31 protein-coding genes are annotated in these 25,605 nt (G+C 63.3%); 14 read left to right on the forward strand and 17 right to left on the reverse strand.

All coding sequences use genetic code 11. The annotated features are described in order from the left end of the window. Positions 1 to 44: 44 nt before the first annotated feature. Positions 45 to 362: a hypothetical protein gene (locus NKI72_RS19165; protein WP_352451855.1), complete on the reverse strand. Its 318-nt coding sequence runs from the start codon at positions 360 to 362 to the stop codon at positions 45 to 47. Positions 363 to 541: 179 nt separating this feature from the next. Here NKI72_RS19165 and mbfA point away from each other — a divergent pair, with 179 nt between their 5' ends. Then, positions 542 to 1,525, forward strand: coding sequence for an iron exporter MbfA (mbfA, locus tag NKI72_RS19170; RefSeq protein ID WP_352473594.1), 984 nt, complete (start codon positions 542 to 544; stop codon positions 1,523 to 1,525). On the opposite strand, the gene NKI72_RS19175 is transcribed toward mbfA, so the two are convergent. The 3 genes from NKI72_RS19175 to NKI72_RS19185 form a co-directional block, all read right to left on the reverse strand. Next, the gene (locus NKI72_RS19175) at positions 1,522 to 1,866 is read right to left on the reverse strand and encodes an antibiotic biosynthesis monooxygenase family protein (protein WP_352836019.1); all 345 of its coding nucleotides are present in this window, start codon (positions 1,864 to 1,866) and stop codon (positions 1,522 to 1,524) included. The two genes, mbfA and NKI72_RS19175, sit on opposite strands and share 4 nt — an antisense overlap. Then, a complete protein-coding gene (locus NKI72_RS19180; RefSeq protein WP_352614759.1) occupies positions 1,863 to 2,195 on the reverse strand; it encodes an NIPSNAP family protein in 333 nt (110 codons plus the stop codon). The genes NKI72_RS19175 and NKI72_RS19180 overlap by 4 nt, the downstream gene beginning before the upstream one ends. 96 nt (positions 2,196 to 2,291) lie before the next feature. After that, complete coding sequence (locus NKI72_RS19185; protein ID WP_352836022.1) at positions 2,292 to 2,507, reverse strand: DUF1127 domain-containing protein; 216 nt, start codon at positions 2,505 to 2,507, stop codon at positions 2,292 to 2,294. A 69-nt stretch (positions 2,508 to 2,576) separates the two neighbouring features. On the opposite strand from NKI72_RS19185, the gene NKI72_RS19190 reads away from it, so the two are divergent. Next, entirely contained in the window at positions 2,577 to 3,251 is a 675-nt protein-coding gene (locus NKI72_RS19190) for an ArsR/SmtB family transcription factor (RefSeq protein ID WP_352539797.1), read from the forward strand. Positions 3,252 to 3,369: 118 nt separating this feature from the next. On the opposite strand, the gene ligD is transcribed toward NKI72_RS19190, so the two are convergent. The 3 genes from ligD to NKI72_RS19205 all read right to left on the reverse strand — a co-directional run bounded on the left by ligD (position 3,370) and on the right by NKI72_RS19205 (position 7,355). Next, positions 3,370 to 5,868: a DNA ligase D gene (ligD, locus tag NKI72_RS19195; RefSeq protein ID WP_352836991.1), complete on the reverse strand. Its 2,499-nt coding sequence runs from the start codon at positions 5,866 to 5,868 to the stop codon at positions 3,370 to 3,372. Positions 5,869 to 5,877: 9 nt separating this feature from the next. Next, positions 5,878 to 6,729, reverse strand: a complete 852-nt coding sequence (ku, locus tag NKI72_RS19200; protein ID WP_352539795.1) for a non-homologous end joining protein Ku — start codon at positions 6,727 to 6,729, stop codon at positions 5,878 to 5,880. A gap of 119 nt (positions 6,730 to 6,848) precedes the next feature. Continuing rightward, complete coding sequence (locus tag NKI72_RS19205; RefSeq protein ID WP_352837018.1) at positions 6,849 to 7,355, reverse strand: YciE/YciF ferroxidase family protein; 507 nt, start codon at positions 7,353 to 7,355, stop codon at positions 6,849 to 6,851. Between the two features lie 407 nt (positions 7,356 to 7,762). On the opposite strand from NKI72_RS19205, the gene NKI72_RS19210 reads away from it, so the two are divergent. From NKI72_RS19210 to NKI72_RS19225, 4 genes are all read left to right on the forward strand, one after another. Next, a complete protein-coding gene (locus tag NKI72_RS19210; RefSeq protein WP_023718851.1) occupies positions 7,763 to 7,909 on the forward strand; it encodes a hypothetical protein in 147 nt (48 codons plus the stop codon). After that, positions 7,909 to 8,037, forward strand: a complete 129-nt coding sequence (locus tag NKI72_RS19215) for a hypothetical protein (RefSeq protein ID WP_352836993.1) — start codon at positions 7,909 to 7,911, stop codon at positions 8,035 to 8,037. Before NKI72_RS19210 ends, NKI72_RS19215 begins: the two co-directional genes overlap by 1 nt. Positions 8,038 to 8,166: 129 nt before the next feature. After that, positions 8,167 to 8,547, forward strand: a complete 381-nt coding sequence (locus tag NKI72_RS19220; protein ID WP_352837020.1) for a thiol-disulfide oxidoreductase DCC family protein — start codon at positions 8,167 to 8,169, stop codon at positions 8,545 to 8,547. 49 nt (positions 8,548 to 8,596) lie between these two features. Next, positions 8,597 to 10,348 (forward strand): saccharopine dehydrogenase family protein, encoded by a 1,752-nt coding sequence (locus NKI72_RS19225; protein WP_352836996.1) that lies wholly within the window; start codon positions 8,597 to 8,599, stop codon positions 10,346 to 10,348. Here NKI72_RS19225 and NKI72_RS19230 read toward each other — a convergent pair. From NKI72_RS19230 to NKI72_RS19240, 3 genes are all read right to left on the reverse strand, one after another. After that, positions 10,237 to 10,620, reverse strand: a complete 384-nt coding sequence (locus NKI72_RS19230; RefSeq protein WP_352451865.1) for a DUF1850 domain-containing protein — start codon at positions 10,618 to 10,620, stop codon at positions 10,237 to 10,239. The two genes, NKI72_RS19225 and NKI72_RS19230, sit on opposite strands and share 112 nt — an antisense overlap. Beyond that, complete coding sequence (locus NKI72_RS19235; protein WP_352836998.1) at positions 10,617 to 12,713, reverse strand: TRAP transporter permease; 2,097 nt, start codon at positions 12,711 to 12,713, stop codon at positions 10,617 to 10,619. Before NKI72_RS19235 ends, NKI72_RS19230 begins: the two co-directional genes overlap by 4 nt. 158 nt (positions 12,714 to 12,871) lie before the next feature. Continuing rightward, positions 12,872 to 13,831, reverse strand: a complete 960-nt coding sequence (locus NKI72_RS19240) for a TAXI family TRAP transporter solute-binding subunit (RefSeq protein WP_352850510.1) — start codon at positions 13,829 to 13,831, stop codon at positions 12,872 to 12,874. A 253-nt stretch (positions 13,832 to 14,084) separates the two neighbouring features. Here NKI72_RS19240 and NKI72_RS19245 point away from each other — a divergent pair, with 253 nt between their 5' ends. Next, a complete protein-coding gene (locus NKI72_RS19245; protein ID WP_352837001.1) occupies positions 14,085 to 14,438 on the forward strand; it encodes a YciI family protein in 354 nt (117 codons plus the stop codon). Further along, the gene (locus NKI72_RS19250; RefSeq protein ID WP_352837004.1) at positions 14,438 to 15,694 is read left to right on the forward strand and encodes an RNA polymerase sigma factor; all 1,257 of its coding nucleotides are present in this window, start codon (positions 14,438 to 14,440) and stop codon (positions 15,692 to 15,694) included. Before NKI72_RS19245 ends, NKI72_RS19250 begins: the two co-directional genes overlap by 1 nt. Before the next feature lie 15 nt (positions 15,695 to 15,709). On the opposite strand, the gene NKI72_RS19255 is transcribed toward NKI72_RS19250, so the two are convergent. The 6 genes from NKI72_RS19255 to hrcA all read right to left on the reverse strand — a co-directional run bounded on the left by NKI72_RS19255 (position 15,710) and on the right by hrcA (position 21,160). Then, positions 15,710 to 16,333 (reverse strand): glutathione S-transferase family protein, encoded by a 624-nt coding sequence (locus NKI72_RS19255; RefSeq protein ID WP_352539792.1) that lies wholly within the window; start codon positions 16,331 to 16,333, stop codon positions 15,710 to 15,712. A 174-nt stretch (positions 16,334 to 16,507) separates the two neighbouring features. After that, positions 16,508 to 17,488, reverse strand: a complete 981-nt coding sequence (gene cysK, locus NKI72_RS19260; RefSeq protein WP_352822476.1) for a cysteine synthase A — start codon at positions 17,486 to 17,488, stop codon at positions 16,508 to 16,510. A 165-nt stretch (positions 17,489 to 17,653) separates the two neighbouring features. After that, positions 17,654 to 18,271, reverse strand: coding sequence for a LysE family translocator (locus tag NKI72_RS19265; RefSeq protein ID WP_352837007.1), 618 nt, complete (start codon positions 18,269 to 18,271; stop codon positions 17,654 to 17,656). Between the two features lie 87 nt (positions 18,272 to 18,358). Then, positions 18,359 to 19,714, reverse strand: a complete 1,356-nt coding sequence (locus NKI72_RS19270; RefSeq protein WP_352850511.1) for a PQQ-dependent sugar dehydrogenase — start codon at positions 19,712 to 19,714, stop codon at positions 18,359 to 18,361. A 100-nt stretch (positions 19,715 to 19,814) separates the two neighbouring features. Continuing rightward, entirely contained in the window at positions 19,815 to 20,012 is a 198-nt protein-coding gene (locus NKI72_RS19275; protein ID WP_023678983.1) for a hypothetical protein, read from the reverse strand. A 35-nt stretch (positions 20,013 to 20,047) separates the two neighbouring features. Beyond that, positions 20,048 to 21,160 (reverse strand): heat-inducible transcriptional repressor HrcA, encoded by a 1,113-nt coding sequence (gene hrcA, locus NKI72_RS19280; protein ID WP_502893799.1) that lies wholly within the window; start codon positions 21,158 to 21,160, stop codon positions 20,048 to 20,050. Positions 21,161 to 21,305: 145 nt separating this feature from the next. On the opposite strand from hrcA, the gene rph reads away from it, so the two are divergent. Genes rph through NKI72_RS19305 form a run of 5 tightly spaced genes read left to right on the forward strand, consistent with a single transcriptional unit; the run spans position 21,306 to position 24,616 of the window. Further along, the gene (rph, locus tag NKI72_RS19285) at positions 21,306 to 22,022 is read left to right on the forward strand and encodes a ribonuclease PH (protein WP_352473573.1); all 717 of its coding nucleotides are present in this window, start codon (positions 21,306 to 21,308) and stop codon (positions 22,020 to 22,022) included. Positions 22,023 to 22,055: 33 nt separating this feature from the next. Then, entirely contained in the window at positions 22,056 to 22,466 is a 411-nt protein-coding gene (locus tag NKI72_RS19290; RefSeq protein ID WP_352473571.1) for a VOC family protein, read from the forward strand. A 14-nt stretch (positions 22,467 to 22,480) separates the two neighbouring features. Continuing rightward, on the forward strand, positions 22,481 to 23,128 hold the full coding sequence (gene rdgB / locus NKI72_RS19295) for an RdgB/HAM1 family non-canonical purine NTP pyrophosphatase (protein WP_352614790.1): 648 nt from the start codon (positions 22,481 to 22,483) through the stop codon (positions 23,126 to 23,128). Continuing rightward, positions 23,125 to 24,288 carry a radical SAM family heme chaperone HemW gene (gene hemW, locus NKI72_RS19300; protein ID WP_352770195.1) on the forward strand — a complete coding sequence of 388 codons (1,164 nt, stop codon included), beginning with the start codon at positions 23,125 to 23,127 and terminating at the stop codon, positions 24,286 to 24,288. The genes rdgB and hemW overlap by 4 nt, the downstream gene beginning before the upstream one ends. 4 nt (positions 24,289 to 24,292) lie before the next feature. Next, positions 24,293 to 24,616, forward strand: a complete 324-nt coding sequence (locus NKI72_RS19305) for a low molecular weight protein tyrosine phosphatase family protein (protein ID WP_023678977.1) — start codon at positions 24,293 to 24,295, stop codon at positions 24,614 to 24,616. A gap of 263 nt (positions 24,617 to 24,879) precedes the next feature. Here the strand turns inward: NKI72_RS19305 and NKI72_RS19310 are convergent, their stop codons facing one another. Continuing rightward, positions 24,880 to 25,065: a hypothetical protein gene (locus NKI72_RS19310; protein ID WP_352539786.1), complete on the reverse strand. Its 186-nt coding sequence runs from the start codon at positions 25,063 to 25,065 to the stop codon at positions 24,880 to 24,882. A gap of 176 nt (positions 25,066 to 25,241) precedes the next feature. On the opposite strand from NKI72_RS19310, the gene NKI72_RS19315 reads away from it, so the two are divergent. Beyond that, on the forward strand, positions 25,242 to 25,605 hold a 364-nt coding region (locus NKI72_RS19315), incomplete at its 3' end, for an SAM-dependent methyltransferase (RefSeq protein ID WP_352850512.1).

Genomic DNA, 25,605 nt, shown 5'->3' on the forward strand with positions numbered 1-25,605 from the left:
TTTCGACAAATCGCTGCCGATTTACCGGCATTGCCGGCCGCCCCTCACCCCAACAGCGTCTTTTGCCGTTTGGGGCCGCCGATCTTGCGCCAGGTGTTGAAGCGATGGGTGGCAGCGGCGAAGGAGATCTTCATCTGCTGAGCGACCGAATAGCGCGACTTGCCTTCGTCGAACAGGCGATAGCAGCACTCGACGCCCTCCTCGGTCAACTTGCCGTCGGGAGCCTTGTTATGCGGATTGGCGGGATCAAATTTTTCGACCTGCTGCTCGACCAGCCCTTTCAGGCGCTGCAAGTCCGCCTCGATGTTAGCGATCAGGTCGAGAACCGGCTTGGGGTCAAACGGCTGCTGTTTTTCCAGCATCTGCGGGTTCCTTTCTCTTGGTTGAGATTCGGTTATATAGGTGAACGTTTGCCGATAGCAACGGCAATGTGTTCGGGATTTTGAAGCCTGTACCTTTGAGCATGAGTGGAGCGGGCACGATTGACCGAGGATGTGCGAAGCTCTAGTTTAGAACCGTTCTAAACTAGGGTGAATTTCTCATGCTTTCCCGCGTTTTCGGCTTCGGCCGCCGTCCCTTTGAATCGCTCTCGGAACAGGAGATCCTGGCGCTCGCCATCTCCTCTGAGGAGGATGACGGGCGCATCTATCGCGCCTATGCCGACGGGCTGGCGGAGAGCTTTCCGCAATCGGCCAAGGTGTTCGAGGAGATGGCGGAGGAGGAGGACGGCCATCGCGATTCGCTGATCGAGCTTTACCGCAAGCGCTTCGGCGAGCGCATACCGCTGATCCGGCGCGAACATGTGAAGGGCTATTACGAGCGCAAGCCGGACTGGCTGGTGAGGCCGCTCGGCATCGATCATGTGCGCAGCCAGGCCGAGGCCATGGAGCGCCAAGCCTACCTGTTCTATATCGAGGCGGCCAAACGCACAGGCGATGCGTCGACGCGAAAGCTGCTCGACGACCTGGCGATCGCAGAACAGGGCCACGAGACACTGGCGCAGCGGCTGGAGCAAAAGCATGTGCCGGGCGCGGTCAAGGACGAAGAGGCGGCGGCCGAGCAGCGCCAGTTCATCCTGACCTATGTGCAACCGGGGCTGGCCGGGCTGATGGATGGCTCGGTGTCGACGCTGGCGCCGATCTTTGCCGCCGCCTTTGCCACGCATGATACGTTCCAGACCTTTCTGGTCGGGCTTGCCGCCTCGATCGGCGCTGGCATCTCGATGGGTTTCACCGAGGTGGCTTCCGACGACGGCAAATTATCTGGCCGCGGCTCGCCGGCAAAACGCGGGCTGACCGTCGGCGTCATGACGACGCTGGGCGGGCTCGGCCATGCGCTGCCCTATCTCATCCCGCTTTTTTGGACGGCGACCATTGTCGCCGCCGTGGTGGTTTTCTTCGAGCTGTGGGCGATCGCCTTCGTGCAGAACCGCTACATGCAGACCCCATTCTGGCGCGCCGCCTTCCAGGTGGTGCTGGGTGGCGCGCTGGTGTTTGCGGCAGGGGTGCTGATCGGGAATGCTTAACCATTCACCGCCTGGCTGTCCTGAGGCGCCTCGGCGCGTTCGGTCAGGCCGTAATCGCGCACGACATGAGCGAAACGCAAACGATAGTCCGCCAAGATACCGCCGCGCCCGGCCTTCTGCGCCTGCCGATGTTCCTGCGTGTTGCGCCAGGCCTTCACCGCATCCTCGTCGCGCCAGAAGGACAGCGACAGGATGCGGTTCGGATCGGCAAGGCTCTGGAAGCGCTCGATCGACAGGAAGCCGTCGATGCCGTCGAGCAGTGGGCGCAGATCGGCGGCGATGCCGAGATAGGCATCGCGCATGCCCGCCGCCGGCTCGACCTCGAAGATGACGGCGATCATGGTTTCACCAAAGGAGCATGTGGCCCGGAGGCCAGCTTGAGGAAGGTGCGGTCCTCCTTCAGGATGAATTTTTCCCGCCGGGCGAACTCGTAATTCGCCTTACCGGCGGGATCGGCGGCGAGCCGGGCGCGGTAGGCTTCGTAGGCCGCAAGACTGTCGATGTTGTAGGCGGCATAAGCCCTGGTGGCCGAGCCTTCGTGCGGCGCGAAATAGCCGATCAGATCGGCGCCGCAACGCGGGATCGCCTGCCCCCAATTGCGTGCATATTCCTCGAACGCCGCCTTGCCGAACGGATCGATCTCGTAGCGGATGAAGCAGGTAATGGTCATTTTCGCCTCCGTGGCGGTGGATGTTTTCTGGCGGTCACAGTTCGAGCCGGATCGAAACGTTCCGAAGATCGATATGCTAGGCAAATCCCTCGCCGATCATGCCTGCCAGAACGATTTCGCGCATTCGCGGCGGACGTCTTCAGGTGTCAGGCCAAGGTCACGCAGCAGATGATCGTCGATCTCGGCGAGGTCGAGACGCTGCAAATGACGGTCGAACCACCGCTTCAGGAGCCGCCGCCACAAGCGGCGCAAGACAATGAACGGGAACGGCCGGCGAGCAGGCGCGGCGCCGAAAGCGATCCTTGCAGGCATAGTTGTCTCCTTGATTTGCATCGAGACTAATGCTTTATCTGACGAGGATGCTTCGATGAGGAACGAACTATGCGCGAAGGACCTGACATAGCCCGCATTGCCAGCCTGGTGGGCGATCCAGCGCGGGCAAACATGCTGTCCGCACTGATGGGCGGCACGGCACTGACGGCGAGTGAACTGGCACTCGAGGCCGGCGTGTCGCTTCCGACAGCGAGCTCCCATCTGTCGAAGCTGATGGAAGGCGGGCTGCTGACGCTGGCAAGCCAGGGACGGCATCGCTACTACGGCCTCGCTGGCCCGCAGGTAGCCGGCATGATCGAGGCGATCACCGGTGTTGCCGCTGCGGCCGGGCCGCAACGAGTGCGGCCTGGCCCACGCGACGCGGCCATGCGCGTGGCGCGGGTCTGCTACGACCACCTCGCCGGCGAGCAGGCGGTGGCGATGCTGGACCGTCTCGTCGCTCGACAAGTGCTCCTGCGAGATGATGAGGAGATTCAGCTTGGGCCGTCGGCCGCCTCGCATTTCGCCGCGATCGGCATCGATGTCGAGGGCAAGGCGCGGCGACCGGTGTGCCGGGCCTGCCTCGACTGGAGCGTGCGGCGTTCGCACCTCGCCGGCACGCTGGGCGCCGCCATTCTCGACAAGATCCTCGCCGAGAAATGGGCGCGGCGCGAGAAGGACAGCCGTGCGGTGATTTTCTCGCCGACAGGCAAGCAGGCGTTCGAGAAGACGTTTCTCGCCTGACGGCTCGCTTCGACGCACTAGAACGGCTCGTCGTTTCACGGAAACACCGAACCGCTCTATCTCTTTGTTTTGACGCAATTCCGGACGGAAAACCGTTTCACACTTTTCCTGGAATACTCTAGCCGCGCTTGAGCGGCTTGGCCTGCTTGAAAAAATCCTCCCAGGGATCGGCTTGCCCAAGCCGCTTCAGCGTCGTCTTGTCGCCGATCGGAAAGGCGTTCGGCGGCAATCCGGCCTCGATTTCCGCCCAGGTCACCGGCATTGATACCGTGGCGCCTTTTTTGGCGCGCGACGAATAGGGCGCGACCGTGGTCGCGCCACGGCCATTGCGCAGATAATCGACGAATATCCTGCCGGTGCGCGCCTTCTTAGACAGCGTCGCCGTGTAGCGGTCGGGTGCGGCTTGCTCGAGCGCTCGGGCGAACTCATGGGCGAAGCCTTTGACCTCGTCCCAGTCCGCCGACGGCTTCAGCGGGACGAGGACATGATAGCCCTTGCCGCCCGAGGTCTTGACGAAATTAGGCAGGGACAGTTCGTCGAGCCGGCTGCGGATATCGAGCGCCGCGGCACGCACCGCCTTCACGTCGACACCCTCGTCGGGATCGAGATCGAAGATGATCTGGTCTGGTTTTTCCAGCTCGTCCGTGGTCGAGCCCCAGATGTGGATCTCGACGACGCCGAGTTGAACGAGGGCCACGACACCGTCGAAATCGCGGATGAACAATATCTCCTCGCCGTCGGTGGGGTCCTTCATCACGGCGATCTTGTCGTGCATGCCGGCCGAGGCATGCTTCTGGAAGAACCGTTGGCCGCCAACACCGTCCGGCGCCCGCACGAGGCTGAGCGGCCGGTTGATGACGAATTGCTTCATGCGCGGCCAGACCAGCGCGTAGTGATCGACCAGATCCTGCTTCGATACGTTCTCCTGCGGCCACAGAAGCTTGTCGGGGCGGGACAGCGTAACCGAGGTTTTCGCCGTGGCCGCGGGTTTGGCGGGCTTTGGCTTCGACTCTGCCGGAGCTGAGCGTGCTTTCGGTTTCTCCTGCACGACTTCCTCCGCCGGCTTGTCCTCGCGCAATCCCTGGAACGACGCGTGGCGTATTATACGGTCCGACGTCCAACTGCGAAACTCCACCTCGCCGACAAGTTCGGGCTTGACCCAGACCAGCCCCTTGCCCCTTGGCACCGCCCTGTCGAAGGGCGAGGAAGTCGTCTTTAGCGCATCAAGCCTCTTCTTCAACTCGTTGGTGCTTTTGGCCGTGAAGCCGGTGCCGACGCGGCCGGCATAGCGCAGCTTGCCGCCCTCGTGATAGCCGACCAGCAGCGAGCGCAGGCCGCGCCCGGTCTTGTCCGACGGCATATAGCCGCCGATGACGAATTCCTGGCGCGCCGTGCATTTCGACTTCACCCACGAGGGAACACGACCGCTGCGGTAGGGCGCATCGGCACGCTTGGAGACGACGCCTTCGAGCCCCAGCCGGCAAGCATGCTCCAGCATGATCTTGCCGGGCTCGGCAAAGTGGTCGCTGAAGCGCACGGCCTGATCCTCGGCCGGTCCGGCGAGCAAAGTGCGCAGCCTTTCCTTGCGCTCGACCAGCGGCTCGGAACGGATATCCTCACCGTTGAGACGCAACAGGTCGAAAACGTAGTAGATGAAACGATCCGTGCGGCCCGCCGACAGATCTTGCTGCAGCAGCGAGAATGACGAGACGCCGTTATCCGCCAGCACGACGATTTCGCCGTCGATGATCGCATCGGTGCATTTCAGGCCGCCAAGTGCCGCGACAATTGCGCCACCGAATTTGTCTGTCCAGTCGAGGCCGGCGCGCGTCAAAAGCCGCACCTCGGTGCCGGCAAGCTGCGACTGCATGCGATAGCCGTCGAACTTCACCTCATGCAGCCAGTCCTTGCCGGGCGGCGCGTCCCGCTCCAGCGTTGCGAGCGCCGGTTCGATGAATTCGAGCCGCCTTGCCGCGACTGCCTTCTTGCCGGTAGCCGGCCTGTCGGACTGCCAGACCCTTGGCTTCTTGCCGTCGGCGGTCTTGCCTTCGCCGACCTCTTCGATGGTCAGGCCGGATTTCACCGATTGCGGCGACTCCTGCAAAATGTCCTCGCCCGGACGCGCGGCGGCATCGTCGGATTTGATCAGCAGCCAGTTGTCACGCTTTTCGCCCGGACGCGGCTTCAGCCGCACCAGATGCCAGGCGCCATGCAATTTGTGGCCATGCAGTTCGAAACTGATATGGCCTTTCTTCATCGCCCTTGCCGGGTCGCCATCGGGGACCCAAGTTCCCTCGTCCCAGACAATGACCGAGCCGCCGCCATATTGGTCCTTCGGGATGGTGCCTTCAAACGGCGCATAGTCGATCGGGTGGTCCTCGACGTGCACGGCGAGCCGCTTTTCGTGCGGGTCGAGGCTCGGGCCTCGCGTCACGGCCCAGCTCCACAGCACGCCACCATGCTCGAGACGAAGGTCGTAGTGGAGCCTGGTGGCGGCATGCTTGTGGATGACGAAGATGCCACCCGCCACGGCTTTCTTGCCGCGCGAAACCTTGCCGGCTGGTTCGGCCGTCTTCTTGAAATTGCGCTTGGCGTGATACTGCTCGAGGCTGGCCATGGGCGGATCCTAAGCAGATTTGCGCCGGGCGGCTTTGGACTTGGCGCCTTTTCCCGGGCGTCCGGTCTTTGCCGGCGCACCGGCTTCCGACGAAAGGCTCTTCTTCAGCGCATCGAAGAGGTTGACGACGTTGGAGGGCCGTGGTTCCGCCTTGGCCTTCGGTGCCTTCTTGCCGGCCTTCTTGGCGCGGACCAGCTCGATCAGGGCATTTTCGTATTTGTCCTCGAATTCGGAAGGATCGAACGCCGCCTGTTTCTCATCGACGATGTGTTCGGCCAGCCTGATCATCTCGGCGTCGGTCTTCACCGTCTTGATGTCGCCGAACACTATCTCGGGCCTGCGAACCGTATCGCCATAGCGCAAGGTCGTCAGCAGCAGACCCTTGCCCAACGGCTCGATGACCACCGGACGTTCGCGGCGATAGAGCACAATGCGGGCCAGCCCCGCCGTCTTCTTGGCGGCCATGGCGTCGCGGATGACGGCGAAGGCCTCTTCCGAGACCTCGTCCGCAGGCGTCACATAATAGGGCGCGTCGAGATAGATCTGTTGGATCGAGGATTTTTCGATGAAACCATCGAGGCTCATCGTGTGCGAGGATTCAATCTGCACGGCTTCGATCTCCTCCTCCTCGATTTGGACGAAGTCGCCGTCGCCGATTTCGTAGCCCTTGATCTCGTCGCCTTCATCGAGCGGCTTGCCGCTTGCCGAATCGACATAGACGCGCTTGACGGTATTGCCGGTCTTGCGGTTGAGCACGCGGAATGAGACTTTCTCCGCCTGGGTGACGACATTGGTCAGTTCGACGGCGCAAGTGACCAGCGAAAGCTTGAGATACCCTCTCCAGGCCGGGCGCGGCGCCATGACAAACTCCCTGCACGACAATGTTCAACCGAGGACGGGCAAAGTCCGTTCCGGTTCCGGCGGCGCAAAAGGCAAGTCCGGGCTTTCAACCCAGCCTTGCCTTGTTCTCGCTCACTGCGCTACTCGGCGGCTTGCAGGTTGACCTTGCTTTCCGCTATCTCGGTAAGCTTGCGGTCGGTTGCCTGCTCCTCCTTGAGGTTGTTGGCCAACACATTGGCGCAGTCGCTGCGGCCCAGTTGCTTGGCCCAGGCAATCAGGGTGCCGTAACGGGTCATCTCATAATGCTCGACCGCCTGTGCGGAGGCGATCAGCGCAGCGTCGAGGACCTCCTTGTCGGCGATGTCGCCGCTGACGTCGTCGGCTTCTTCGAGAATGCCGTCGATGGCTGGGCAGTCGACCTGCTTGGCCTTCACGCCGTGCAGTTCGAACACCTGCTCGACACGTTGGATATGACCCTTGGTCTGAGCGAGATGTTTCTCAAAGCCGGCTTTCAGCTGCGGATCACTCGCCTTGTCGATCATCTTCGGCAGCGATTTCTCTATCTGTTTTTCAGCGTAATAGATGTCGCGCAGCGTGTGCACGAAGAGGTCGTTGAGGGTTTTGATATCCTTCGAAAAGAAACCCATGGCCTTTGCCTTTCCATTGCTCTTGCAGTTTCGGATTTTTTGGCTGCGGCCCACCCGAGCACCACAGCCTGCGGAGCCGGTTCGTCCCGGCACTGGGAAATCAACGTGCGGCTGACGGGCCGGTTCCTGGTTTTCCGGCCGCGTGCACGGAAATTTCGCGGTCCGGCAAAACCTGAAACAAAACCGCGCCTCTGCGACATTCAGGCGAAACATATGTGATGCAAAAGTCACACTGGACGAAATGCCGACGGACTGCATGGAAACACCGCGAATCAGCCGCATTCCAGCCATGAACAAAGGCATTTTCGACCAGAGATTAACATCGCGTTCACCGACTATTCACGCCTGGACGCTATGATCCCCGCAATTCGGAAGGGACATCCGAAGCGGGACAGGGACCGAGTAAAATGAGCTTCTGGAATCAAATCGCCGGCTATGCCGCCGCCATCCGCGAATTCGTCGCTCCGACCTATCGGCCTGAGCGCTATTATATGCGCGGCCCAGGTCCCGCCTGCGCGCGCCGTGGCAACACGCTTGGGATCAGCGTGCACTGATGATGACCACGGAGAGCCGTCACGACAGCCGTATCTGCCGGCCCGACGCCGACAATCGGTCAACGACCTATCGCGCCGAGCGCCCTGCGCTGACCGACAGACGGCGTGCGACAACGCCCGGCCTCTAGCATTCCGGGCTTTGATCCAGCCGCCGGCAGGCCTAGTGTCGCCTGACACCAGCTGCCGGGCGTCACGTGATCGTCGAGCCGAACCATTCTCCTGAGCCGCCAGAATTCGGTGCAAGTCGCCCGTTGATCGTGTTCGACGGTGTTTGCGTGTTGTGCTCGGGCTTCGTGCGCATGGTGGTGAAGCTCGACCGCAAGGGCCGCTGCCATTTCGTAACGGCGCAGTCGCCGTTCGGCGAGGTGCTGTTCAAGAAATACGGGCTGCGGACGGATCGCTACGAGACCAATCTCGTCATCATTGATGGTGCCGCTTTCACCCGCCTGGACAGTTTCGTTGCCTTCATGGCCGAACTCGGCTGGCCGTGTCGGGCGGCGCGGATCCTGTTGCTGTTGCCGCGCCCGCTTCGCGACTGGCTCTACGACCGCATCGCAAAGAACCGCTACGCCCTGTTCGGCAAGAAGGACAATTGCGAAATCCCTTCCGCCGAGGTGAGGGCAAGATTGATCGGCTAGGTTCGTTGCCGTGGCCGGGAGCGGGCGGGGCATTTTGGGGGAACTGCGGATGAAGGTTCTTGTCGTCGGCGGCTATGGCACCTTTGGCGGTCGCACTGTCGAGCTTTTGGAGGGCGAGCCGCATCTGATCCTCTTTGTCGCCGGGCGCTCGCTCGCCAAGGCTGACGCGTATTGCAAGAAGCGCGCCCCGACAGCAGCCCAGCTGGTGCCGGCACTGTTCGACCGTGACGGCGATCTCGCCGCGCAACTCGCTGCATTAGAGCCTGATATTGTAGTCGACGCGAGCGGTCCGTTCCAGGCCTATGGCGAGGGACGCTATCGCCTGATCGAGGGCTGCATCGCCCGGCGCATCAACTATCTCGATCTAGCCGACGGCTCGGATTTCGTCGCCGGTGTCTCTGCGTTCGACGAGGCGGCGCGAAACGCCGGCGTCTTCGTGCTGTCCGGCGTGTCGAGCTTTCCGGTGCTGACGGCGGCAGTGGTGCGTCGCCTGTCTTCGGACCTGACGCGGGTCGACGGCATTCGCGGCGGCATCGCGCCGTCGCCCTTTGCCGGAGTCGGCGAGAACGTCATTCGGGCTATCGGCGGTTACGCCGGTCAGCCGGTGCGGCTTGTTCGTAATGGCCGTCCCGAACAAGGCCATCCGTTCACAGAGCAATTGCGCTACTCCGTCGCGCCGCCGGGCCGGCTGCCGCTTCGAAACACGCTGTTCTCGCTGGTCGACGTTCCGGACCTGCGCGCTCTGGCCAAGCTTTGGCCGGAGGCGAAGACCATCTGGATGGGCGCCGGGCCGGTTCCCGAGACGCTGCACCGCGCCCTGATCGGCCTCGCCTGGCTTGTACGCGCCGGATTGATCGGTTCGCTTTCGCCACTGGCGCCGCTGATGCATCAGGCAACGAACCGGCTGCGCTGGGGCGAGCATCGCGGCGGCATGTTCGTCGAGGTGGAGGGATCGGACCGGGCGGGCGCCATCGTCAAGCGCTCGTGGCATCTCGTGGCCGAGGGCAATGATGGGCCGCTGATCCCGTCGATGGCGGTCGAAGCGCTGGTCCGCAAAGCGCTGGCCGGACATCAGCCCGCGCCGGGCGCACGGGCGGCGATGCGCGATTTGGAGCTCCGGGATTATGAAGCCCTGTTCGCCGGGCGGACAATCTACACCGGCTTCAGGAACGGGGCGGCGGACGAGGACAAGCCGCTTTATGCCGAGCTGCTCGGTGCCGCCTGGCAAGGCCTTCCCGAGGCAATTCGGTCAATGCATGACCGTACGATCACGGCCGCAGGCCGCGCGCGCGTCGAACGCGGGCGCAATGTTCTTGGCCGGCTAATGGCCTGGACGGTCGGCTTCCCCGGGGCAAGCGAGGACATCCCGGTTCATGTCCGCTTCGACACCGACAAGGACGGCGAGACCTGGACCCGGACATTCGGCAAGCACAGTTTTTCGAGCCTACAGTCCGCAGGCCGGGGTCGATCGCAGCGCTTGCTGTGCGAACGCTTCGGCCCGCTGACCTTCGCGATGGCGCTGGTTGCAGCAGACGGCCGGCTGGCGCTGGTCTTGCGCCGCTGGAGTTTTTTTGGCCTGCCGCTTCCGATGTGGCTCGGTCCACGCTCGACTTCCTACGAAACGGTGAAGGATGGCCGCTTCCGCTTCCATGTTGAGATCTCGCATCCGCTTGCCGGCATGATCGTCCGCTACCGCGGCTGGCTGGAGCCCTCCGGCCCGCACGGCTCCAGCGAGATCGTGCCGCCTGCCAGCTTGGCCAATTCGCGACAGTCCTGCGCCGTGCACAGCGTCCAGCCCTGACCCGTTGCGCCCGAGGCGGCGAGCGCGAGGCGCCGCTGTGGCCCGACCTTGGGCGCATAGACCCACCAGCCGTTTCTCAGCACCGAGCCTTGCGGCGGCTCCATCCCGGCGCCCGATCCCTTGATGCGGGCCTCGACCAATTGCAGGCCGGACGGCAGCACCTTCCAGTCTTCCTGCCACTGGGTCTTCTCCACCGAATGCACCCAGGAGAGCGTGAAGGCAGCGACCGCGAGCGTCACCGTCTTGCCGGCCGCGACGATGCAGAGGCTCATGCTGAATTAGCCAGCGAAGCCTGCCGCGCGCGCCAGCAGTGCCAGCCGATCCAGGCAAGGGATAGCGCCCAGCCCGCCTCGTCGGTGAGCGGCAGCGCCGCAACCAGCAGCACGCCGGCGGCGAAGGCGACGAGGCGTTCCCACCAGGCCATGCGCCGGGCGAGAAATCCGACGGCCGCGGCGCCCCACAGGACGATACCCATGCAGGCTTTGATGACGATATAGGCGACCTCGACGGGATAGCCGAACTGGGCGGCGATCGGGCCGGGGTCCTGCAGCATCAGCGCCGGGGTATAGACCGCCATGAACGGCACAACGAAGCCGGCAATGGCAAGCTTGGTGGCCTGGACGCCGATCTTGAGGCCGCTTTCCTTGGCCATGGGTGCGGCGGCGAAGGCGGCCAGCGCCACAGGCGGGGTGAGATCGGCCATGATGCCGAAATAGAAGACGAACATATGGCTGACCACCAACGGCACGCCGAGCGACAGCAGCGCTGGCCCGGCCAGCGACGAAGTGATGATGTAGTTGGGAATGGTCGGTATGCCCATGCCGAGCACCAGGCAGGTGAGCATGGTCAAAAGCAGCGACAGGAACAGATTGTTCTCGCCGATCGAGATGATCCAGCCGATGAAGGTCGAGGCGATGCCGGTAAGCGTCAACGTACCGATGACAATGCCGACAATGGCGCAGGCAATGCCGACCGGCAGCGCGTTCTTTGCTCCTTCGGCAAGGGAATCCACGCATATGCGCAGCGTCTCGCGCCCGCCCTTGAAGGTGAGGCAGGCGGCGACCAGCACTGCGATGACCAGGCTGAGGATGTTGACGCCGAATTTCATGAAGGAAGCCGCGGCAAGTCCGAGCGCCAGCCAGAAGACGATGCGGAAGGCGAGAGGCCCGATCGATGCTGCCAGCGGCGTGCCGAGGATAAGCACAATGGTCAACGCCAGACCCATGGTGCCGGCGAACACCGGTGTGTAGCCGGCAAACAGCAGGTAGATCAGTGCTGCGAGAGGCAGTACCAGCGGCCAATGTTGTCTCACCGCATCCCACGGATTGGGCAGGTCGGCATTGGCCATGCCGTGCAGGCCGGCCTTGCCGGCTTCCAGGTGCACCTGCCAGAAACAGGCGCCGAAATAGAGCAGCGCCGGAATGATCGCCGCCTTGACCACAGCGGCATAGGGGATGTTCAGGGTCTCGGCCATGATAAAGGCAACCGCTCCCATCACCGGCGGCATGATCTGACCGCCCATCGACGAGGTCGCCTCGACGGCGCCGGCGAAAGCCGAGCGGAAACCGAAGCGCTTCATCAGCGGGATGGTGAACTGGCCGCTGGCCACCACATTGGCGACGCCGGAGCCGGAAATGGTGCCCATCAGCGCCGAGGACAGCACGCAGACTTGCGCCGGGCCGCCGCGCCATGAGCCGACCAGGCCAAGCGCAAAATCGTTGAACAGCGCGATCATGCCGGCGCGCTCAAGAAAGGCGGCGAAAACGACGAAGATGAAGATGTAGGCGGCCGAGACATAGATCGGCGTGCCGTAGATGCCTTCGGTACCGTAGGCGAAGGTGTCGACGAGCTGGGCGAAATCATAGCCGCGATGGATGAACGGCGGTGGCAGATGATTGCCGGCGAATGCGTAGGCGAGAAAGATGAAGGCAATGACGGCAAGCGGCAGCCCCATCAACCGCCGCGCCGCCTCGAAGACCAGCACGACCAGCACCGCGCCGACGATCAGGTCAGGCGTGGTGAGAAAGCCGGAGCGGCGGATGAGGTCGGCATAGAACACCCAATTGTACAGACCGGTGGCGAAACCAAGCAGGCCGAGCGTCCAGAACACTGCTTTCGCCGGGACGCTTTTGGCGCGCAGATTGGCGATTAGGGCAAAGCCGAGCAGCAGCAGGAAGCCGACATGCATGGCGCGTATGACCTGGCTCGGTAGGGTGCCGTAGGCGGCGATGTAGATTTGGAAGATGGAGAAGGCGATGGCGATAAAAAAAGCCGCCTTGCCAGCGATGCCTTCGCCGAAGCCAGGCGGCAATCCTTCGACAGGAGCTTCCGCTGTGGGGGAAAGAACGGTCGGGGTTGCGGTCATTAGCGGGGTTCCTGGCGGGGCGCTCCCCTCCCCGAGGGAGGTGCGAGCGAAGCTAGGCGGGTGGGGTCGGTGCGGCAGTGTACGGCCTCAACCGACCCTACCGGTCCATTCGCCTTCGGCAGCTGTTCACCTTTTCCTCAAGGGGGAGGGATGGCTCCTTACTTCACCAATCCCTTTTCCTTGTAATACCTCTCGGCGCCTGGATGCAGCGGCACTGGCATGCCGTCGAGCGCCTTGGCCGGGTCGATCGCCTTGGCGGCGGCGTGGGCAGCGGTGAGCTGGTCGAGATGCTCGAACAGCAGTTTTGTCATCTGGTAGGCGGTCTCGTCGGAGACATCGGCGCTGGTGATCAGGAAATTGCCGACGGCGGCGGTCGCAACATCCTCGGTCTGGCCCTCGTAGGTGCCCTTGGGGATGACCACGGAAAGATAGGGCAAGCCGATCTTGGTGACGTCCTCCGCCGGCACGGCAACGATGTTTACCGGCAATGAGGTGGCGAGGTCACGGATCGACGCGACCCCAAGGCCAGCCGACTGAAGCGTGGCGTCGAGCTGTCGGTTCTTGATCAGCTCCACCGATTCGGCGAAGGGTAGATATTCGATCCGCCCGAGGTCTTCGTATTTCAGCCCGGCAGCGGCAAATATCGTGCGGGCGTTGAGCTCGGTGCCTGAGGCCGGCGCGCCGACCGAAAGGCTCTTGCCCTTGAGATCGGCGAGCGTCTTGATGCCGGATTCCTTGCTGGCGACGATCTGGATGTAGTTGGGATAGATGGCGGCAATGCCGCGCAGCTTGTCGAGCTTGCCTGGGAAGCCTGCTTCAGTATTGCCTTCGGCGGCCAGCTTGACGGAATCGCCGAGCGCAAAGGCGATCTCGCCCTTGCCCTGCTGAAGCAGGTTGAGGTTTTCGACCGACGCTTTCGTCGCCTGCACCTGAGTACGCGCGCCTTCGATGCCCTTGCCGTAGATTTCCGACAGCGCGACGCCGAGCGGATAGTAGACGCCGGACGTGCCGCCGGTCAGCACGTTGATGAATTCCTGTGCCTTGACCGATACCGCGCCGAGGCCAAGCGACAGCGCCAGCACGCCGGCTGCAACAAATTTCGTTCTGAAATTGAGCATGCGATTTCCTCCCTGAAAATTCGCCGCCGTGCCCTCCTCGGCGGCACGAAGCGAGTTTAGACAGCGGGCGGGAAATGCCAACCCGCAATAGCAGCGATTAGACGAACGGCTAAGCAGTGCCGCAACACGTTGGCGCTTGCGCGAGGTCGCATCGCGGCAGAAAGATTTTTCCAGCGCTTGTCGAAATCCGGCAGGGCCGCGCGACATAAGTCCGGCTCGCAACGATGCGGCCTTCGAGAAACGGGAGAAGACCATGCGATACATGCTTTTGATCTATGGAAACGAAGCGGGGATGGCAGCCGCGCCAGCAGATGCGGTGACACAGATGTCGAGCGCGTACGTCGCCTACACCGAAGCGCTGAAGAAATCCGGCGCCTGGCTCGCCGGCGACCGGCTGAAGCCGACGCAATCCGCTACCTCGGTGCGGATGGCCAATGGCAAGACCAACGTGCTCGACGGCCCCTATGCCGACACCAAGGAGCAGCTTGCCGGCTTCTATATGATCGAAGCGGAGGACGTCGACGCCGCCATCGCCTGGGCGGCGCGCTGCCCGGGCGCCGGCACCGGCACGGTAGAGGTGCGGCCGGTCTGGGAACTCACCATGTGATGCCGGAATTGCCCGATACTGCGCGGGCGGCGGCGGAAGCGGCCGCCCGGCAAAGCTACGGCAAGCTGGTCGCTTATCTCGCCGCACGCACGCGCGACGTGGCCGCTGCCGAGGACGCATTGGCCGATGCCTTTGCAGCGGCGCTCGAGCGTTGGCCACAGGCGGGCGTGCCCGACAAGCCGGAAGCCTGGCTGCTGGCGGTGGCACGCAAGCGCCGCGTCGACGCGGTCAGACGGCGGCTGACACGCGAGGCGGGCCGCGACCACTTCAGACTGATCGCCGAGGAGATGGAGGCGCGCATGGCCGAGGAAGACCTGCCGGACGAGCGGCTCAGGCTCATGTTTGCCTGCGCCCATCCCGCGATTGAGGCCGGCGTGCGAGCACCGCTGATCCTGCAGACGGTCCTGGGCTTCGACGCAGCGACCATCGCCTCGGCTTTTCTTGTCTCGCCAGCCACGATGAGCCAGCGCCTGGTGCGCGCCAAGACGCGAATTCGCGAGACAGGCATTCCGTTCCGCGTGCCGGAGCGGGCCGAACTCGGCGAGCGGCTGGGCACCGTTCTGGAAGCGATCTACGCGGCGTTTGCCGAAGGTTGGTCCGACCCGGCCGGCACCGAAACGCGGCGCCGCAATCTCGCGACCGAAGGCATCTGGCTCGGCCGTTTGATCGCCTCGCTGATGCCGGATGAGCCGGAAGCACTCGGCCTGCTGGCGCTGATGCTGTTCGCCGAGGCGCGGCGTGCAGCCCGGCGCAATGCGGCGGGTGACTATGTGCCGCTGGCCGAGCAGGATCTTGCATTGTGGGACGATACCCTGATCGATGAAGCGGAGGCGCTGCTCGGGCGCGCGGCCGCCGAGGGTGTTGTCGGCCGCTACCAGCTCGAGGCCGCCGTGCAATCCGCCCATACGACACGGCGGCTGACCGGTTGTACCGACTGGGTCGCGATCAAGGAGCTCTACGACGCGCTGTCGGTGATTGCCGGCTCGCCGGTGGTGTCGATCAACCGTGCGGTGGCGATTGCCGAGGCCGAAGGTGCTTCAGAAGGATTGGGCGCGCTTGATCAACTCAGCGGCGACAAGCGGCTGTATGACTATCAACCTTACTGGGCCGCCCGCGCGGGCCTGCTGGCCAGACTCGGCAAAGTTCCACAAGCGAGCGAGGCCTATGACCGGGCTATCGGCCTCGAACGAGATCCGGCCGTGCGCCGGTTCCTGCAGGAACGACGGGCAGGGCTCGGCCGCGCGGAAAGACACTGAGACAAGGCGGAGTGCTTAGGCCGGCCACATGTCGTGGGAAGCATTCAGCCTCTTCATCACCCGATGTTCCCGCAAATTGGCCCACAGGCGTTCGATGTTCGGCCAAGCGGTTGGAACCTTCGCGACCTCCGGATGCCAGGCCACCAGCATGACGAGATAGATGTCGGCCAGCGAGAGTTGGTCGCCGGCCAGCCAGTCGCGGCCGTCGAGGGCGGCATCGAGAATGGCGAGGCTGCGATCCATTTCCGAGACCGCCGCCTGTTTGACAGCGTCCACGCCCCGGGGATCGGTCGTGTAGCGATGAGCGTAGAAGAACCGCAGGTCAGCCGAATAGATGACGGAGGACATGAAAAACATCCAGCGCAGGAAGTCGGCACGGTCAGCCGAACTTGCTGCGGGCGCCAGTCCTGCTTCGGGGTGGCGCTCGGCCAGCAGGATGCAGATCGCCGCCGATTCGGTCATCGAGCGTCCGTCCGGCAAGATCAGGACCGGCACCTGGTTCAAGGGGCTGATATCTAAAAAGGCCTGGTCGGGTCGGCCCTTCGGAACGTCGATCTGGTCGAAAGGCACGCCCGCCAAAGCGAGCGCCGCCTCGACGACAAAGCCGCCGGTATTGGCACGCGTATAGAGCTTGTACATAAAGTCCTCCACCTGCCGGGCAGCGACGATTGATACGGAAGTGACCCGCCGCTCAAGCGAACGACGCCCGCCACAGGTGGTTTTTCAGCGGTCCACGCCGACGCGTGATACTGAGTATTTGATGTCGGAGGGCATCGCGAAGGATCGCTACTGACCGGTCAAAAACGCTCGTGTCTAAGCGCCCAATCCCTCGAACAGGATCGTCGAGAGATAGCGCTCGGCGAAGGAGGGGATGACGACGACGAGGTTCTTGCCCTTGTTCTCGGGCCGCGAGCCGACGACGATCGCCGCTTGCAGGGCGGCCCCCGACGAGATGCCGACCGGCACACCTTCGAGCCGAGCGACGAGCCGTGCATTGGCAACCGAATCCTCGTTCGAGACCTTGACGATCTCGTCATAGATCGTCGTGTCGAGGATTTTTGGCGCGAAGCCGGCGCCAATGCCCTGGATCTTGTGCGGGCCTGGCTGGCCGCCCGACAGCACCGGCGAGGCTTCCGGTTCGACGGCGACGACATGCACCGAGGGCCTGCGCTTCTTCAGCACCTGGCCGACGCCGGTGATGGTGCCGCCGGTCCCGATGCCGGCAACGAAGATATCGACTTCGCCATGGGTGTCGTTCCAGATTTCCTCGGCCGTGGTGCGGCGATGGATTTCCGGATTGGCCGGGTTTTCGAATTGCTGCGGAATGACAGCGTCGGGCAGCGTTGCCGCCAGCTCGTCCGCCTTGGCGATGGCGCCCTTCATGCCTTTCGGCCCTTCGGTCAGCACCAGTTCGGCACCGAGCAGAGCCAGCATCTTGCGGCGTTCGACGGACATGGTTTCCGGCATGGTCAGGATCAGCTTGTAGCCCTTGGCAGCGGCGGCAAAGGCGAGCGCGATGCCGGTATTGCCCGAGGTCGGCTCGATCAGGGTGGTCTTGCCGGGCGTAATCCTGCCGGAAGCCTCCAATGCCTCGATCATCGACACGCCGATGCGGTCCTTGACCGAGGCGATCGGGTTGAAGAATTCGAGCTTGGCCAGCAGATTGGCGACGACACCCTTCTCCCTGGCGAATTTATCAAGCCGCACCAGCGGCGTGTCACCGATCGTCTCGGTGATCGAATTGTAGATGCGGCCGCGGCCGGGCACGTGTGTGGGGGTGGCGGGCTTGTTCATTGATTTCCTCCCAGAGGTAAAGCGGCAAGAGTCGCGCGGGCATAGGATAGAGCCATCCACCGCGCAAGATAGGCTGTCGATCGAAAAATATCCGAGTGAAGTTCGTGCTGAGTACCCCCGCCTTTGCAAGGCGTGGCAATCGTTGGGCGGATTGGCGAAAGAGATCTATTGGCGGGCGGCAATTGCCGCCGCCGCGCCGACCATAAAGCCGGCGGCGGTGCGGTTGAGTGCCCTCAGCGCCCGCGGCGACTTCAGGAACCAGCGCGCCTTGGCCGCCAGCGCCAGATAGGGCACCAGCACGACGAGCAGGACGACGATGGTGAGCGCGACGAGGATACCGTAATCGGCCAGCGTGATCGTCTTCAGATCGACGATGGTCGGGGTGATGGCAAGATAGAAGATCATCGTCTTCGGATTGCCGAGCGTGACGGCAAGGCCGACTACAAAGCTGGATGCCAAGCCGCCCTTGCCTTTCTTCGCCTCCACCGTTTCGGGCGTGATGCCGCTCGTCCAGAAACGCCAGCCAAGAAAGGCGAGGTAGGCGACGCCCAGCCATTTGATGGCCAGGAAGACCATGCCGAAAGTCTGTGCGACGAAAGCCAGGCCGAGCACCACGGCAGTGAGATAGGTCAGGTCGCCGAGCATCAGCCCGAACGACATGGCCAGCGACGAGTGGAAGCCGGAACCCAGAGCACGCGCAACAAGCGCGGTGACGCCTGGGCCGGGGATGGCCGCGGCGATGCCGAGGGCAGCACTATAGGCGAGGAACCCGGTGAGTGTCATGATTGGCGCTTGTCGCACAATGTTGAAGTTGGGTGAATTCCCTCGGGCCGGATTCGATTGCGCCAGCGCAGCAGGCGACACCGCCGTTCAGGAGCGGCCGTCTTCGTAGGTAACGCGCCAGATGGTGCCGTTACCGTCCTCTGTGACGATCAGGGAGCCGTCCTTGGCCATCGCGACACCGACCGGGCGGCCCCAGACGGCGTCGTTCGAGATGACGAAGCCGGTCATGAAGTCCTCATATTCGCCTGTCGGCTTGCCATCCCTGAATTTGAGCCTCACCAGCTTGTAACCGGTCCTGGCGCCACGGTTCCACGAACCATGCATGGCGACGAAGGCGTCACCCTGATAATCCGCCGGGAAGTTCTTGCCGTCGTAGAAGGCTATATTCATCGGCGCCGAATGCGCCTGCATCAATACATCGGGGACAGTGGCCTTGCCGGCGAGGTCTGGCCGCTCGCCCTGATGGCGCGGATCCTCGTTATTGCCGATGTAGTACCAAGGCCAACCATAGAATCCGCCGTCCTTGACCGCCGTTGCAAATTCGAACGGCACATTGTCGCCGAGTTCGTCGCGCTCATTGACGACGCACCACAATGCGCCGGTGGCGGGCTGCACGGTCATGCCCGTACAGTTGCGCAGGCCGGTGGCGACAGTTCGCGGATTTTTCCCATCCGGGTCAAAGGCGAGCACATCGGCACGGCCGTCATCGGAGCCCCAGGCCGCCCCGAGCGGCTTTGATTTGGCCCAGGCGTCGAGGCCGCTATCCGGCTCCTTGCCTATATCCTCGGCGACGTTCGAGGCGGAGCCAACCGACAAATAAAGCGTTTTGCCGTCCTGCGAGAAGGCGATGTCGCGGGTCGTGTGACCACCCGACGGGATTTTGGCGACAATGGTTTCTGGTTTGCCGGATGTCTTCAGGTCGCCATCGCGATAGGGGAAGCGGACGATGCTGTCGCTGTTCGCGACATAAACCCATTGCGGTTTGTCTCCTGGCGGATAGAAGGCGATGCCGTAGGGATAATTGAGCCCCTTGGCGAAGATCGCTTTCTCGATGGGCCTGGCGCTGCCCTCGGCGAGACGATAGACGCGTATTTGGTCGGCATGGCTGTTGGCAACAAACAGGTCGCCATTCGGAGCGACGCGCACGACACGTGGATTGACGATGCCGGATGCGATCATTTCAGCCGAAAAGCCCGACGGCAATTCTGGCTTGGCGCTTTCGGGCCGTTCCGCCACGCCGGCGCCGTTCGAAGCGGATTGGGCGGGGTCGGCTGCCGGCATGTCTCGCGGCCCAATCAGGCGTCGGACGCCAGGCCTGTCGGCGTGCCAATCGCCAAACGCGGCTTCGCCTTTGAGCACATTCTGATCCGCCTGCTGGGCGGCTGCCGGTGTCGCAACAAGGAGGGCAGCGGCCAAGGCCGCAAAGCCGCCAGATCGGATCATCAACGTCCTCCGGGATTCGCCTCGAACAGGGGCAAACGGCATCAGGTATTGATCGTTCCAAGCGGCCGTCCAGCACACGAGGATTTGAAGCCGAACCCGTTCAGTTGCCAGAGGCGTAAAAGTCGTCGTCGAGGCGCTTTTCCAGCGCGACCAGATCGGCCGGCAGCGGTAAACCCATCGCCCGCATCTCTTGCAGCTTCTCGCGCAACTGCTCTTGTACCTCGTGCTGATCCTCTGGCTGGTTGATCATTTCTTCGAGCAGCAGACTGATCTGGGCCTTGAACGATTCCAGCGCCATTCTTTTCTCCTCCTTGCGGCAGGCCGCGGCGGCTCCTAGCTCAGCATGCGCGAAATCAGCTGCGCCGTATAGTCGACCATCGGTACTATGCGCGCATAATTCAGCCGCGTCGGCCCGATGACGCCGAGCGCACCGACGACACGCGCGTCCTTGTCGCGATAGGGTGCCACCACCAGCGAGGAGCCAGACAGCGAAAACAGCTTGTTTTCCGAACCGATGAATATGCGCACGCCTGGGCCTGCCTCGGCGAGGTCGAGAAGCTGGATCAGCCCATCCTGCGTCTCCAGATCCTCAAACAGATGCCGCAGCAATTCTATGTCGGCCTGGGCAGTGACGTTTTCCAGGAGATTGGCGCGACCGCGCACGATAAGCCGCCCAGGCACGCCGCTTTCAGCGCCTGCCCAGACCGCCAGGCCCTTCTCGACCAGATCCTGCGACAGCGTGTCGAGGGCCGCCCTGGTCTCTTCCTTGATGCGGGCGATCTCGACCCGCGCCTCGGCCAGGGTGCGACCGCGGATATGGGCGTTGAGGAAGTTAGAGGCTTCGTGCAATTGCGAGATGGTGATGCCGGCGGGCAGATCGATGACGCGATTTTCGACGTCGCCGTTCTGCGAGACCAGCACGGCCAGCGCCTTGGTCGGCTCGAGCTGGATGAATTCGATGTGCTTAAGCGCCGCCTCATTCTTGGCGGCGAGCACGAGGCCGGCGCCGCGCGACATGCCGGACAGCATCTGGCTGGCCTCGGTCAGCATATGCTCCAGCGTCGCGCCCGAGCCGGAGGCGCGCACCTGGGCCTCGATGGTGCGGCGCTCCTCGTCGGAGAGGTCACCAAGTTCCATGAAAGCATCGACGAAGAAGCGCAGGCCTGCCTGGGTCGGCAGCCGGCCAGCCGAAATGTGCGGCGCATAGATCAGGCCGAGATGCTCAAGGTCGCTCATCACGTTGCGGATGGTGGCCGGCGACAGCGACGACGGCAGGATGCGCGACAGGCTGCGCGAACCGACCGGCTCGCCATCCCTCAAATAGGAATCGACGATGCGCCGGAAGATGTCGCGCGAACGCATGTCGAGCGATTGAAGCGCGGGCGATTGCAGCGCGTGCGAGGGGAGCACGTGCGACTGCAAACCGGGATCGACTGCCTTTGTCATTTCGAGCCAAAACCTCCGCCCCGAAGATATAGACTTCCGCGGTGTCGGCGCAACCGGTCCATTTTCCTTTGCGCGTCACGCCCCGTGCGGCTACAAGCCGGCCAAGATTCCCCGGCCAAGATTCCGAAGAAAGAAAGAAGCCTGAATGCGCCCTTCCAAACGCCAATTCGACGAAATGCGCCCCATCTCCTTCGAGCGCGGCGTCTCCAAGCATGCGGAAGGCTCGTGCCTGGTGAAGTTCGGCGACACGCATGTGCTGTGTACGGCCAGCCTGGAGGAAAAGGTGCCGGGCTGGATGCGCAACTCCGGCAAGGGCTGGGTGACGGCGGAATACGGCATGCTGCCGCGTTCGACCGGCGAGCGCATGCGCCGCGAGGCTTCGTCCGGCAAACAAGGCGGCCGCACGCTGGAAATCCAGCGGCTGATCGGCCGCTCCCTGCGCGCCGTGGTCAATCTGCAGGCGCTCGGCGAGCAGCAGATCACCGTCGACTGCGACGTGATCCAGGCCGACGGCGGCACGCGCACCGCTTCGATCACCGGCGGCTGGGTGGCGCTCTACGACTGCCTGCGCTGGATGGAAGCCCGCCAGATGGCGAGCCTGAGCAAGGTGCTGAAGGATCACGTTGCGGCAATCTCCTGCGGAATCCATGATGGCCAGCCGGTCATCGACCTCGACTACATCGAGGATTCCTCGGCCGGCACCGACGCCAATTTCGTCATGACCGGCAAGGGCGGCATCGTCGAGATCCAAGGCACGGCCGAGGGCGAGCCGTTCTCGGAAGAGCAGTTCGCGGCGCTGATGGGGCTCGCCAAGAAAGGCATTCAGCGCCTGGTCAGCTTGCAGCAAATGGCGGTGGCTTAGCTGCGGTCCAATATTGATGAGATTGGCGATCCTGTGACTCCTTCCGCAATCCTGGAATCAGCACTCTACGTGACCGACCTTGCTGCCGCGGAACGGTTCTATTCGGGCGTGCTCGGGCTCGATCTGCTCGGTAAGGTCGATGGCAGGCATCTCTTCTTCCGCTGCGGCGACGGCGTGCTGCTTATCTTCAATGCCGAGGCCACCAAAGTGCCGCCGCGGGCCGACGCCAAGCTGCCCGTGCCGCCGCATGGCGCGGTCGGCCAGGGCCATCTTTGCTTCGCCGCAAGCGCGGATGAAATCCCACGCTGGAAAGCGCATCTTGAGGCGAAGAAAATCGCCATCGAAAGCGAGTTCGAGTGGCCGCAAGGCGGCCGCTCGATCTATATTCGCGATCCCTCCGGCAATTCGATCGAATTCGCCGAGCCACGAATTTGGGGCATCTGATGCATTCGCCAACTATTCATTCGCTTGATGGGCATAAGATCATCGTCGCAAGCCACAACGCCGGCAAATTGCGAGAATTCGCCGATCTGATGGCGCCATTCGGCATTGAAGCGAAGTCCGCAAAGGAATACGGCCTGCCGGAACCGGACGAGACCGGCACCACTTTCGAGGAGAACGCCCTCATAAAAGCCTTGGCCGCCGCCAAGGCCACTGGATTGCCGGCGCTGTCGGACGATTCCGGCCTGTGTGTCGATGCGCTCGACGGCGCACCCGGCGTCTACACCGCCAACTGGGCTGAGACGCCGGACGGCTCCCGCGACTTCGGCATGGCCATGCAGCGCACGGAAGTGGCCTTGCAAGAAGTTGGCGCGATCACGCCTGCCCAGCGCAAGGGCCGCTTTGTCGCGGTCATCTGCCTGGCCTTCCCCGATGGCCAGGCGGAATATTTTCGCGGTGAGGTCGAGGGCACGCTGGTATGGCCGCCGCGCGGCGAGCTCGGCTTCGGCTACGATCCGGTGTTCTTGCCCGATGGGTTCGAGAAGACCTTCGGCGAGATGAGCGCGAAGGACAAGCATGGCTGGAAGCCCGGCCAGCCAACCGCATTGTCGCACCGTGCCCGCGCCTTCCAGAAATTCGCGCAAGCCCGATTGGCCGCCGTATGACCATGCTGCTCGACCGCAGGCCTGGTTTCGGCGTCTACGTCCACTGGCCGTTCTGCGCGGCCAAATGCCCGTATTGCGACTTCAACAGCCATGTCCGCCACCAGCCGGTCGACCAGGAGCGTTTTGCCCGCGCCTTCGAGACCGAGCTGGCGACGATGCGCGGCCGCACCGGGCCGCGCGAGGTGACCAGTATCTTTCTTGGCGGCGGCACGCCATCGCTGATGAAACCGCAGACCGTGGCGGCGGTGCTGGATGCAGTGGCGAAGAACTGGACGGTGCCTGATGGCATCGAGGTGACACTGGAGGCCAATCCCTCCTCCGTCGAGGCCGAGCGCTTTCGCGGCTATCGCGCGGCCGGCGTCAACCGGGTATCGCTTGGCGTGCAGGCGCTGCACGACAAGGATCTGCGCTTCCTCGGCCGTTTGCACAATGTCGATGAGGCCCTGCATGCGATCGGCCTGGCGCGCGAGATATTCCCACGGCTGTCGTTCGACCTGATCTACGCGCGGCCCGGTCAGACGCCGGAAGCGTGGCAGGCGGAGCTCGAGCAGGCGATCGGCCACGCCGCAGACCATCTGTCGCTCTATCAGCTGACCATCGAGGAAGGCACGCCGTTCCATGCGCTGCATGCGGCAAGGAAGTTCATCATTCCAGACAATGAGCTTGCCGCCGATCTCTACGCGTTGACACAGGAGATCACCGCCGCGCGCGGACTGCCGGCCTACGAGATTTCCAACCATGCCAGGCCCGGCGCCGAAAGCCGGCACAATCTCACCTACTGGCGTTATGGCGAATATGTCGGCGTCGGTCCCGGCGCGCATGGCCGGTTCGTCGAAAATGGCCGGCGCGTGGTGACGATCGCCGAGAAAATGCCGGAGACTTGGGCCAATCTGGTCGAGGCCAAGGGCCATGGCGTTACCGGCGGCGAGATCCTGACGCGGTCGGAAGAGGCCGACGAGTTCCTGCTGATGGGGCTGAGGCTGGCGGAAGGCATCGACCTTTCCCGCTACGAGGCATTTTCAGGGCGCGGCCTGTCGACGGCACGGCTGTCGGTACTGCAGGACGAAGGCCTGGTGGCGCCGATCGGCAATGCGCGCCTGCGCGCCACGCCGGCCGGCATGATCGTGCTCGATGCGGTCGTGGCGGATTTGGCCAGATAGCACGTTGAAGAACGTTCTCTTCATCTGCAGCCAGAATCGCTTGCGCAGCCCGACGGCGGAGCAGGTGTTTTCCAAGCGGCGGGACATCGAGGTCGCTTCGGCCGGCACTAATCACGATGCCGACATTCCGTTGACGCATGAACTCGTCGCCTGGGCCGACATCATCTTCGTGATGGAAAAAACGCACCGCGCCAAACTGCAGCAGAAATTCAAGACAAGCCTGAAAAAGGCTCGGGTAATCTGCCTCGATATTCCCGACGACTATGCATTCATGGACCCGGCTCTGGTGGGCCTGCTGGAGGCGCGTGTCTCGAAGTATCTGGGTTGAACGATACATCGCGGAGCATGCGCAACCGCGCTGCGAGAACTGTCTCGACCGATCGCTAAGGTTTGCGGGGTCAAGCCTCGTGCTTGTGGCGGTGTTTGGCGCGATCTTTTTCGCTGGTCTCTCCGGAACGGACCGGCTTGATCTCGCTTTTGTCGCGTGAGGCATGGTGCTGGTCGTCTGTGGAATGTGACGCTGCGCCATCGCGGGCGCTTTTTGTTTCGAGGCGGGTGATGAAAATGTCGAAGCGATTGGGCATCGTCCGGTCAGTGCTCCATCGTGCGGTCGGTTTCGTTTGCGGGCTTGCTCTCTGCCGATCGCTGGCGTGCAAGCGGCTTCTTGGCTCTGCCATCTGCGGCTTCGGCAGGCCGGCTCTTGTCGCATGGTGCGGCGAAGCGTTTGCGGCCGGCATAGTAGGGTTCGAAAACGTCCTGTATCGTCAGGCTGTCCATCCTGCTCCTCCCGAGATCAGGGGTAAAATTCGCCGGCAACGGTTTCGTTCCCTACTGTGGCGAAGGCATGGCGGCCGGTTCACGTCGGCATCCCTTTTGGAACCAGGGCCTTTGCAACCCAGGCTTTTGCAACCAAGCGTGAGCCGTGCCAAACAGGGTCGAACGGAGTTGTGCAGGTGACCGGCGAATCGGCCAAACGCAGTTATGTGGTCGGGCAGACCGAAATCGCCGCCCGGCCGCTCGAGCCGGCGCTCTACCTGGTGGCGACGCCTATCGGCAATCTCGCCGATATCACGCTGCGCGCGCTGGAAACGCTCGCCGCCGCCGATATCGTCGCTTGCGAGGACACACGTGTCAGCCGCGTGCTGCTCGACCGCTACGGCATCCGCCGCCGCACCACCGCCTACCACGAGCACAATGCCGGCGAGGCCGGACCGAAGCTGATCGCGGCGCTCGAGGCCGGCCAAAGCGGAGCGCGGATCTCGGAGGCCGGCACGCCGCTCATCTCCCCCCCCGGCTACCGGCGGGTGGGGGAGGCGC

The sequence above is a fragment of the Mesorhizobium sp. M0437 genome, from assembly GCF_040321335.1.
In the GTDB taxonomy this organism is placed as follows: Bacteria; Pseudomonadota; Alphaproteobacteria; order Rhizobiales; family Rhizobiaceae; genus Mesorhizobium.

What these genes read in the sequence shown, in the direction of transcription:
- NKI72_RS19225 (WP_352836996.1), top strand. Translation starts at nt 8,597, where the DNA reads ATGAAGGTTCTTGTCGTCGGCGGCTATGGCACCTTTGGCGGTCGCACT.
- NKI72_RS19235 (WP_352836998.1), bottom strand. Translation starts at nt 12,713, where the DNA reads ATGACCGCAACCCCGACCGTTCTTTCCCCCACAGCGGAAGCTCCTGTC.
- NKI72_RS19270 (WP_352850511.1), bottom strand. Translation starts at nt 19,714, where the DNA reads ATGATCCGATCTGGCGGCTTTGCGGCCTTGGCCGCTGCCCTCCTTGTT.
- NKI72_RS19180 (WP_352614759.1), bottom strand. Translation starts at nt 2,195, where the DNA reads ATGACCATTACCTGCTTCATCCGCTACGAGATCGATCCGTTCGGCAAG.
- ligD (WP_352836991.1), bottom strand. Translation starts at nt 5,868, where the DNA reads ATGGCCAGCCTCGAGCAGTATCACGCCAAGCGCAATTTCAAGAAGACG.
- rph (WP_352473573.1), top strand. Translation starts at nt 21,306, where the DNA reads ATGCGCCCTTCCAAACGCCAATTCGACGAAATGCGCCCCATCTCCTTC.
- NKI72_RS19210 (WP_023718851.1), top strand. Translation starts at nt 7,763, where the DNA reads ATGAGCTTCTGGAATCAAATCGCCGGCTATGCCGCCGCCATCCGCGAA.
- NKI72_RS19185 (WP_352836022.1), bottom strand. Translation starts at nt 2,507, where the DNA reads ATGCCTGCAAGGATCGCTTTCGGCGCCGCGCCTGCTCGCCGGCCGTTC.
- NKI72_RS19215 (WP_352836993.1), top strand. Translation starts at nt 7,909, where the DNA reads ATGATGACCACGGAGAGCCGTCACGACAGCCGTATCTGCCGGCCCGAC.
- NKI72_RS19230 (WP_352451865.1), bottom strand. Translation starts at nt 10,620, where the DNA reads ATGAGCCTCTGCATCGTCGCGGCCGGCAAGACGGTGACGCTCGCGGTC.
- NKI72_RS19275 (WP_023678983.1), bottom strand. Translation starts at nt 20,012, where the DNA reads ATGGCGCTGGAATCGTTCAAGGCCCAGATCAGTCTGCTGCTCGAAGAA.
- mbfA (WP_352473594.1), top strand. Translation starts at nt 542, where the DNA reads ATGCTTTCCCGCGTTTTCGGCTTCGGCCGCCGTCCCTTTGAATCGCTC.
- cysK (WP_352822476.1), bottom strand. Translation starts at nt 17,488, where the DNA reads ATGAACAAGCCCGCCACCCCCACACACGTGCCCGGCCGCGGCCGCATC.
- NKI72_RS19190 (WP_352539797.1), top strand. Translation starts at nt 2,577, where the DNA reads ATGCGCGAAGGACCTGACATAGCCCGCATTGCCAGCCTGGTGGGCGAT.
- NKI72_RS19205 (WP_352837018.1), bottom strand. Translation starts at nt 7,355, where the DNA reads ATGGGTTTCTTTTCGAAGGATATCAAAACCCTCAACGACCTCTTCGTG.
- hemW (WP_352770195.1), top strand. Translation starts at nt 23,125, where the DNA reads ATGACCATGCTGCTCGACCGCAGGCCTGGTTTCGGCGTCTACGTCCAC.
- NKI72_RS19265 (WP_352837007.1), bottom strand. Translation starts at nt 18,271, where the DNA reads ATGACACTCACCGGGTTCCTCGCCTATAGTGCTGCCCTCGGCATCGCC.
- ku (WP_352539795.1), bottom strand. Translation starts at nt 6,729, where the DNA reads ATGGCGCCGCGCCCGGCCTGGAGAGGGTATCTCAAGCTTTCGCTGGTC.
- NKI72_RS19245 (WP_352837001.1), top strand. Translation starts at nt 14,085, where the DNA reads ATGCGATACATGCTTTTGATCTATGGAAACGAAGCGGGGATGGCAGCC.
- NKI72_RS19310 (WP_352539786.1), bottom strand. Translation starts at nt 25,065, where the DNA reads ATGGACAGCCTGACGATACAGGACGTTTTCGAACCCTACTATGCCGGC.
- hrcA (WP_502893799.1), bottom strand. Translation starts at nt 21,160, where the DNA reads ATGACAAAGGCAGTCGATCCCGGTTTGCAGTCGCACGTGCTCCCCTCG.
- NKI72_RS19250 (WP_352837004.1), top strand. Translation starts at nt 14,438, where the DNA reads ATGCCGGAATTGCCCGATACTGCGCGGGCGGCGGCGGAAGCGGCCGCC.
- NKI72_RS19175 (WP_352836019.1), bottom strand. Translation starts at nt 1,866, where the DNA reads ATGATCGCCGTCATCTTCGAGGTCGAGCCGGCGGCGGGCATGCGCGAT.
- NKI72_RS19255 (WP_352539792.1), bottom strand. Translation starts at nt 16,333, where the DNA reads ATGTACAAGCTCTATACGCGTGCCAATACCGGCGGCTTTGTCGTCGAG.
- NKI72_RS19165 (WP_352451855.1), bottom strand. Translation starts at nt 362, where the DNA reads ATGCTGGAAAAACAGCAGCCGTTTGACCCCAAGCCGGTTCTCGACCTG.
- NKI72_RS19240 (WP_352850510.1), bottom strand. Translation starts at nt 13,831, where the DNA reads ATGCTCAATTTCAGAACGAAATTTGTTGCAGCCGGCGTGCTGGCGCTG.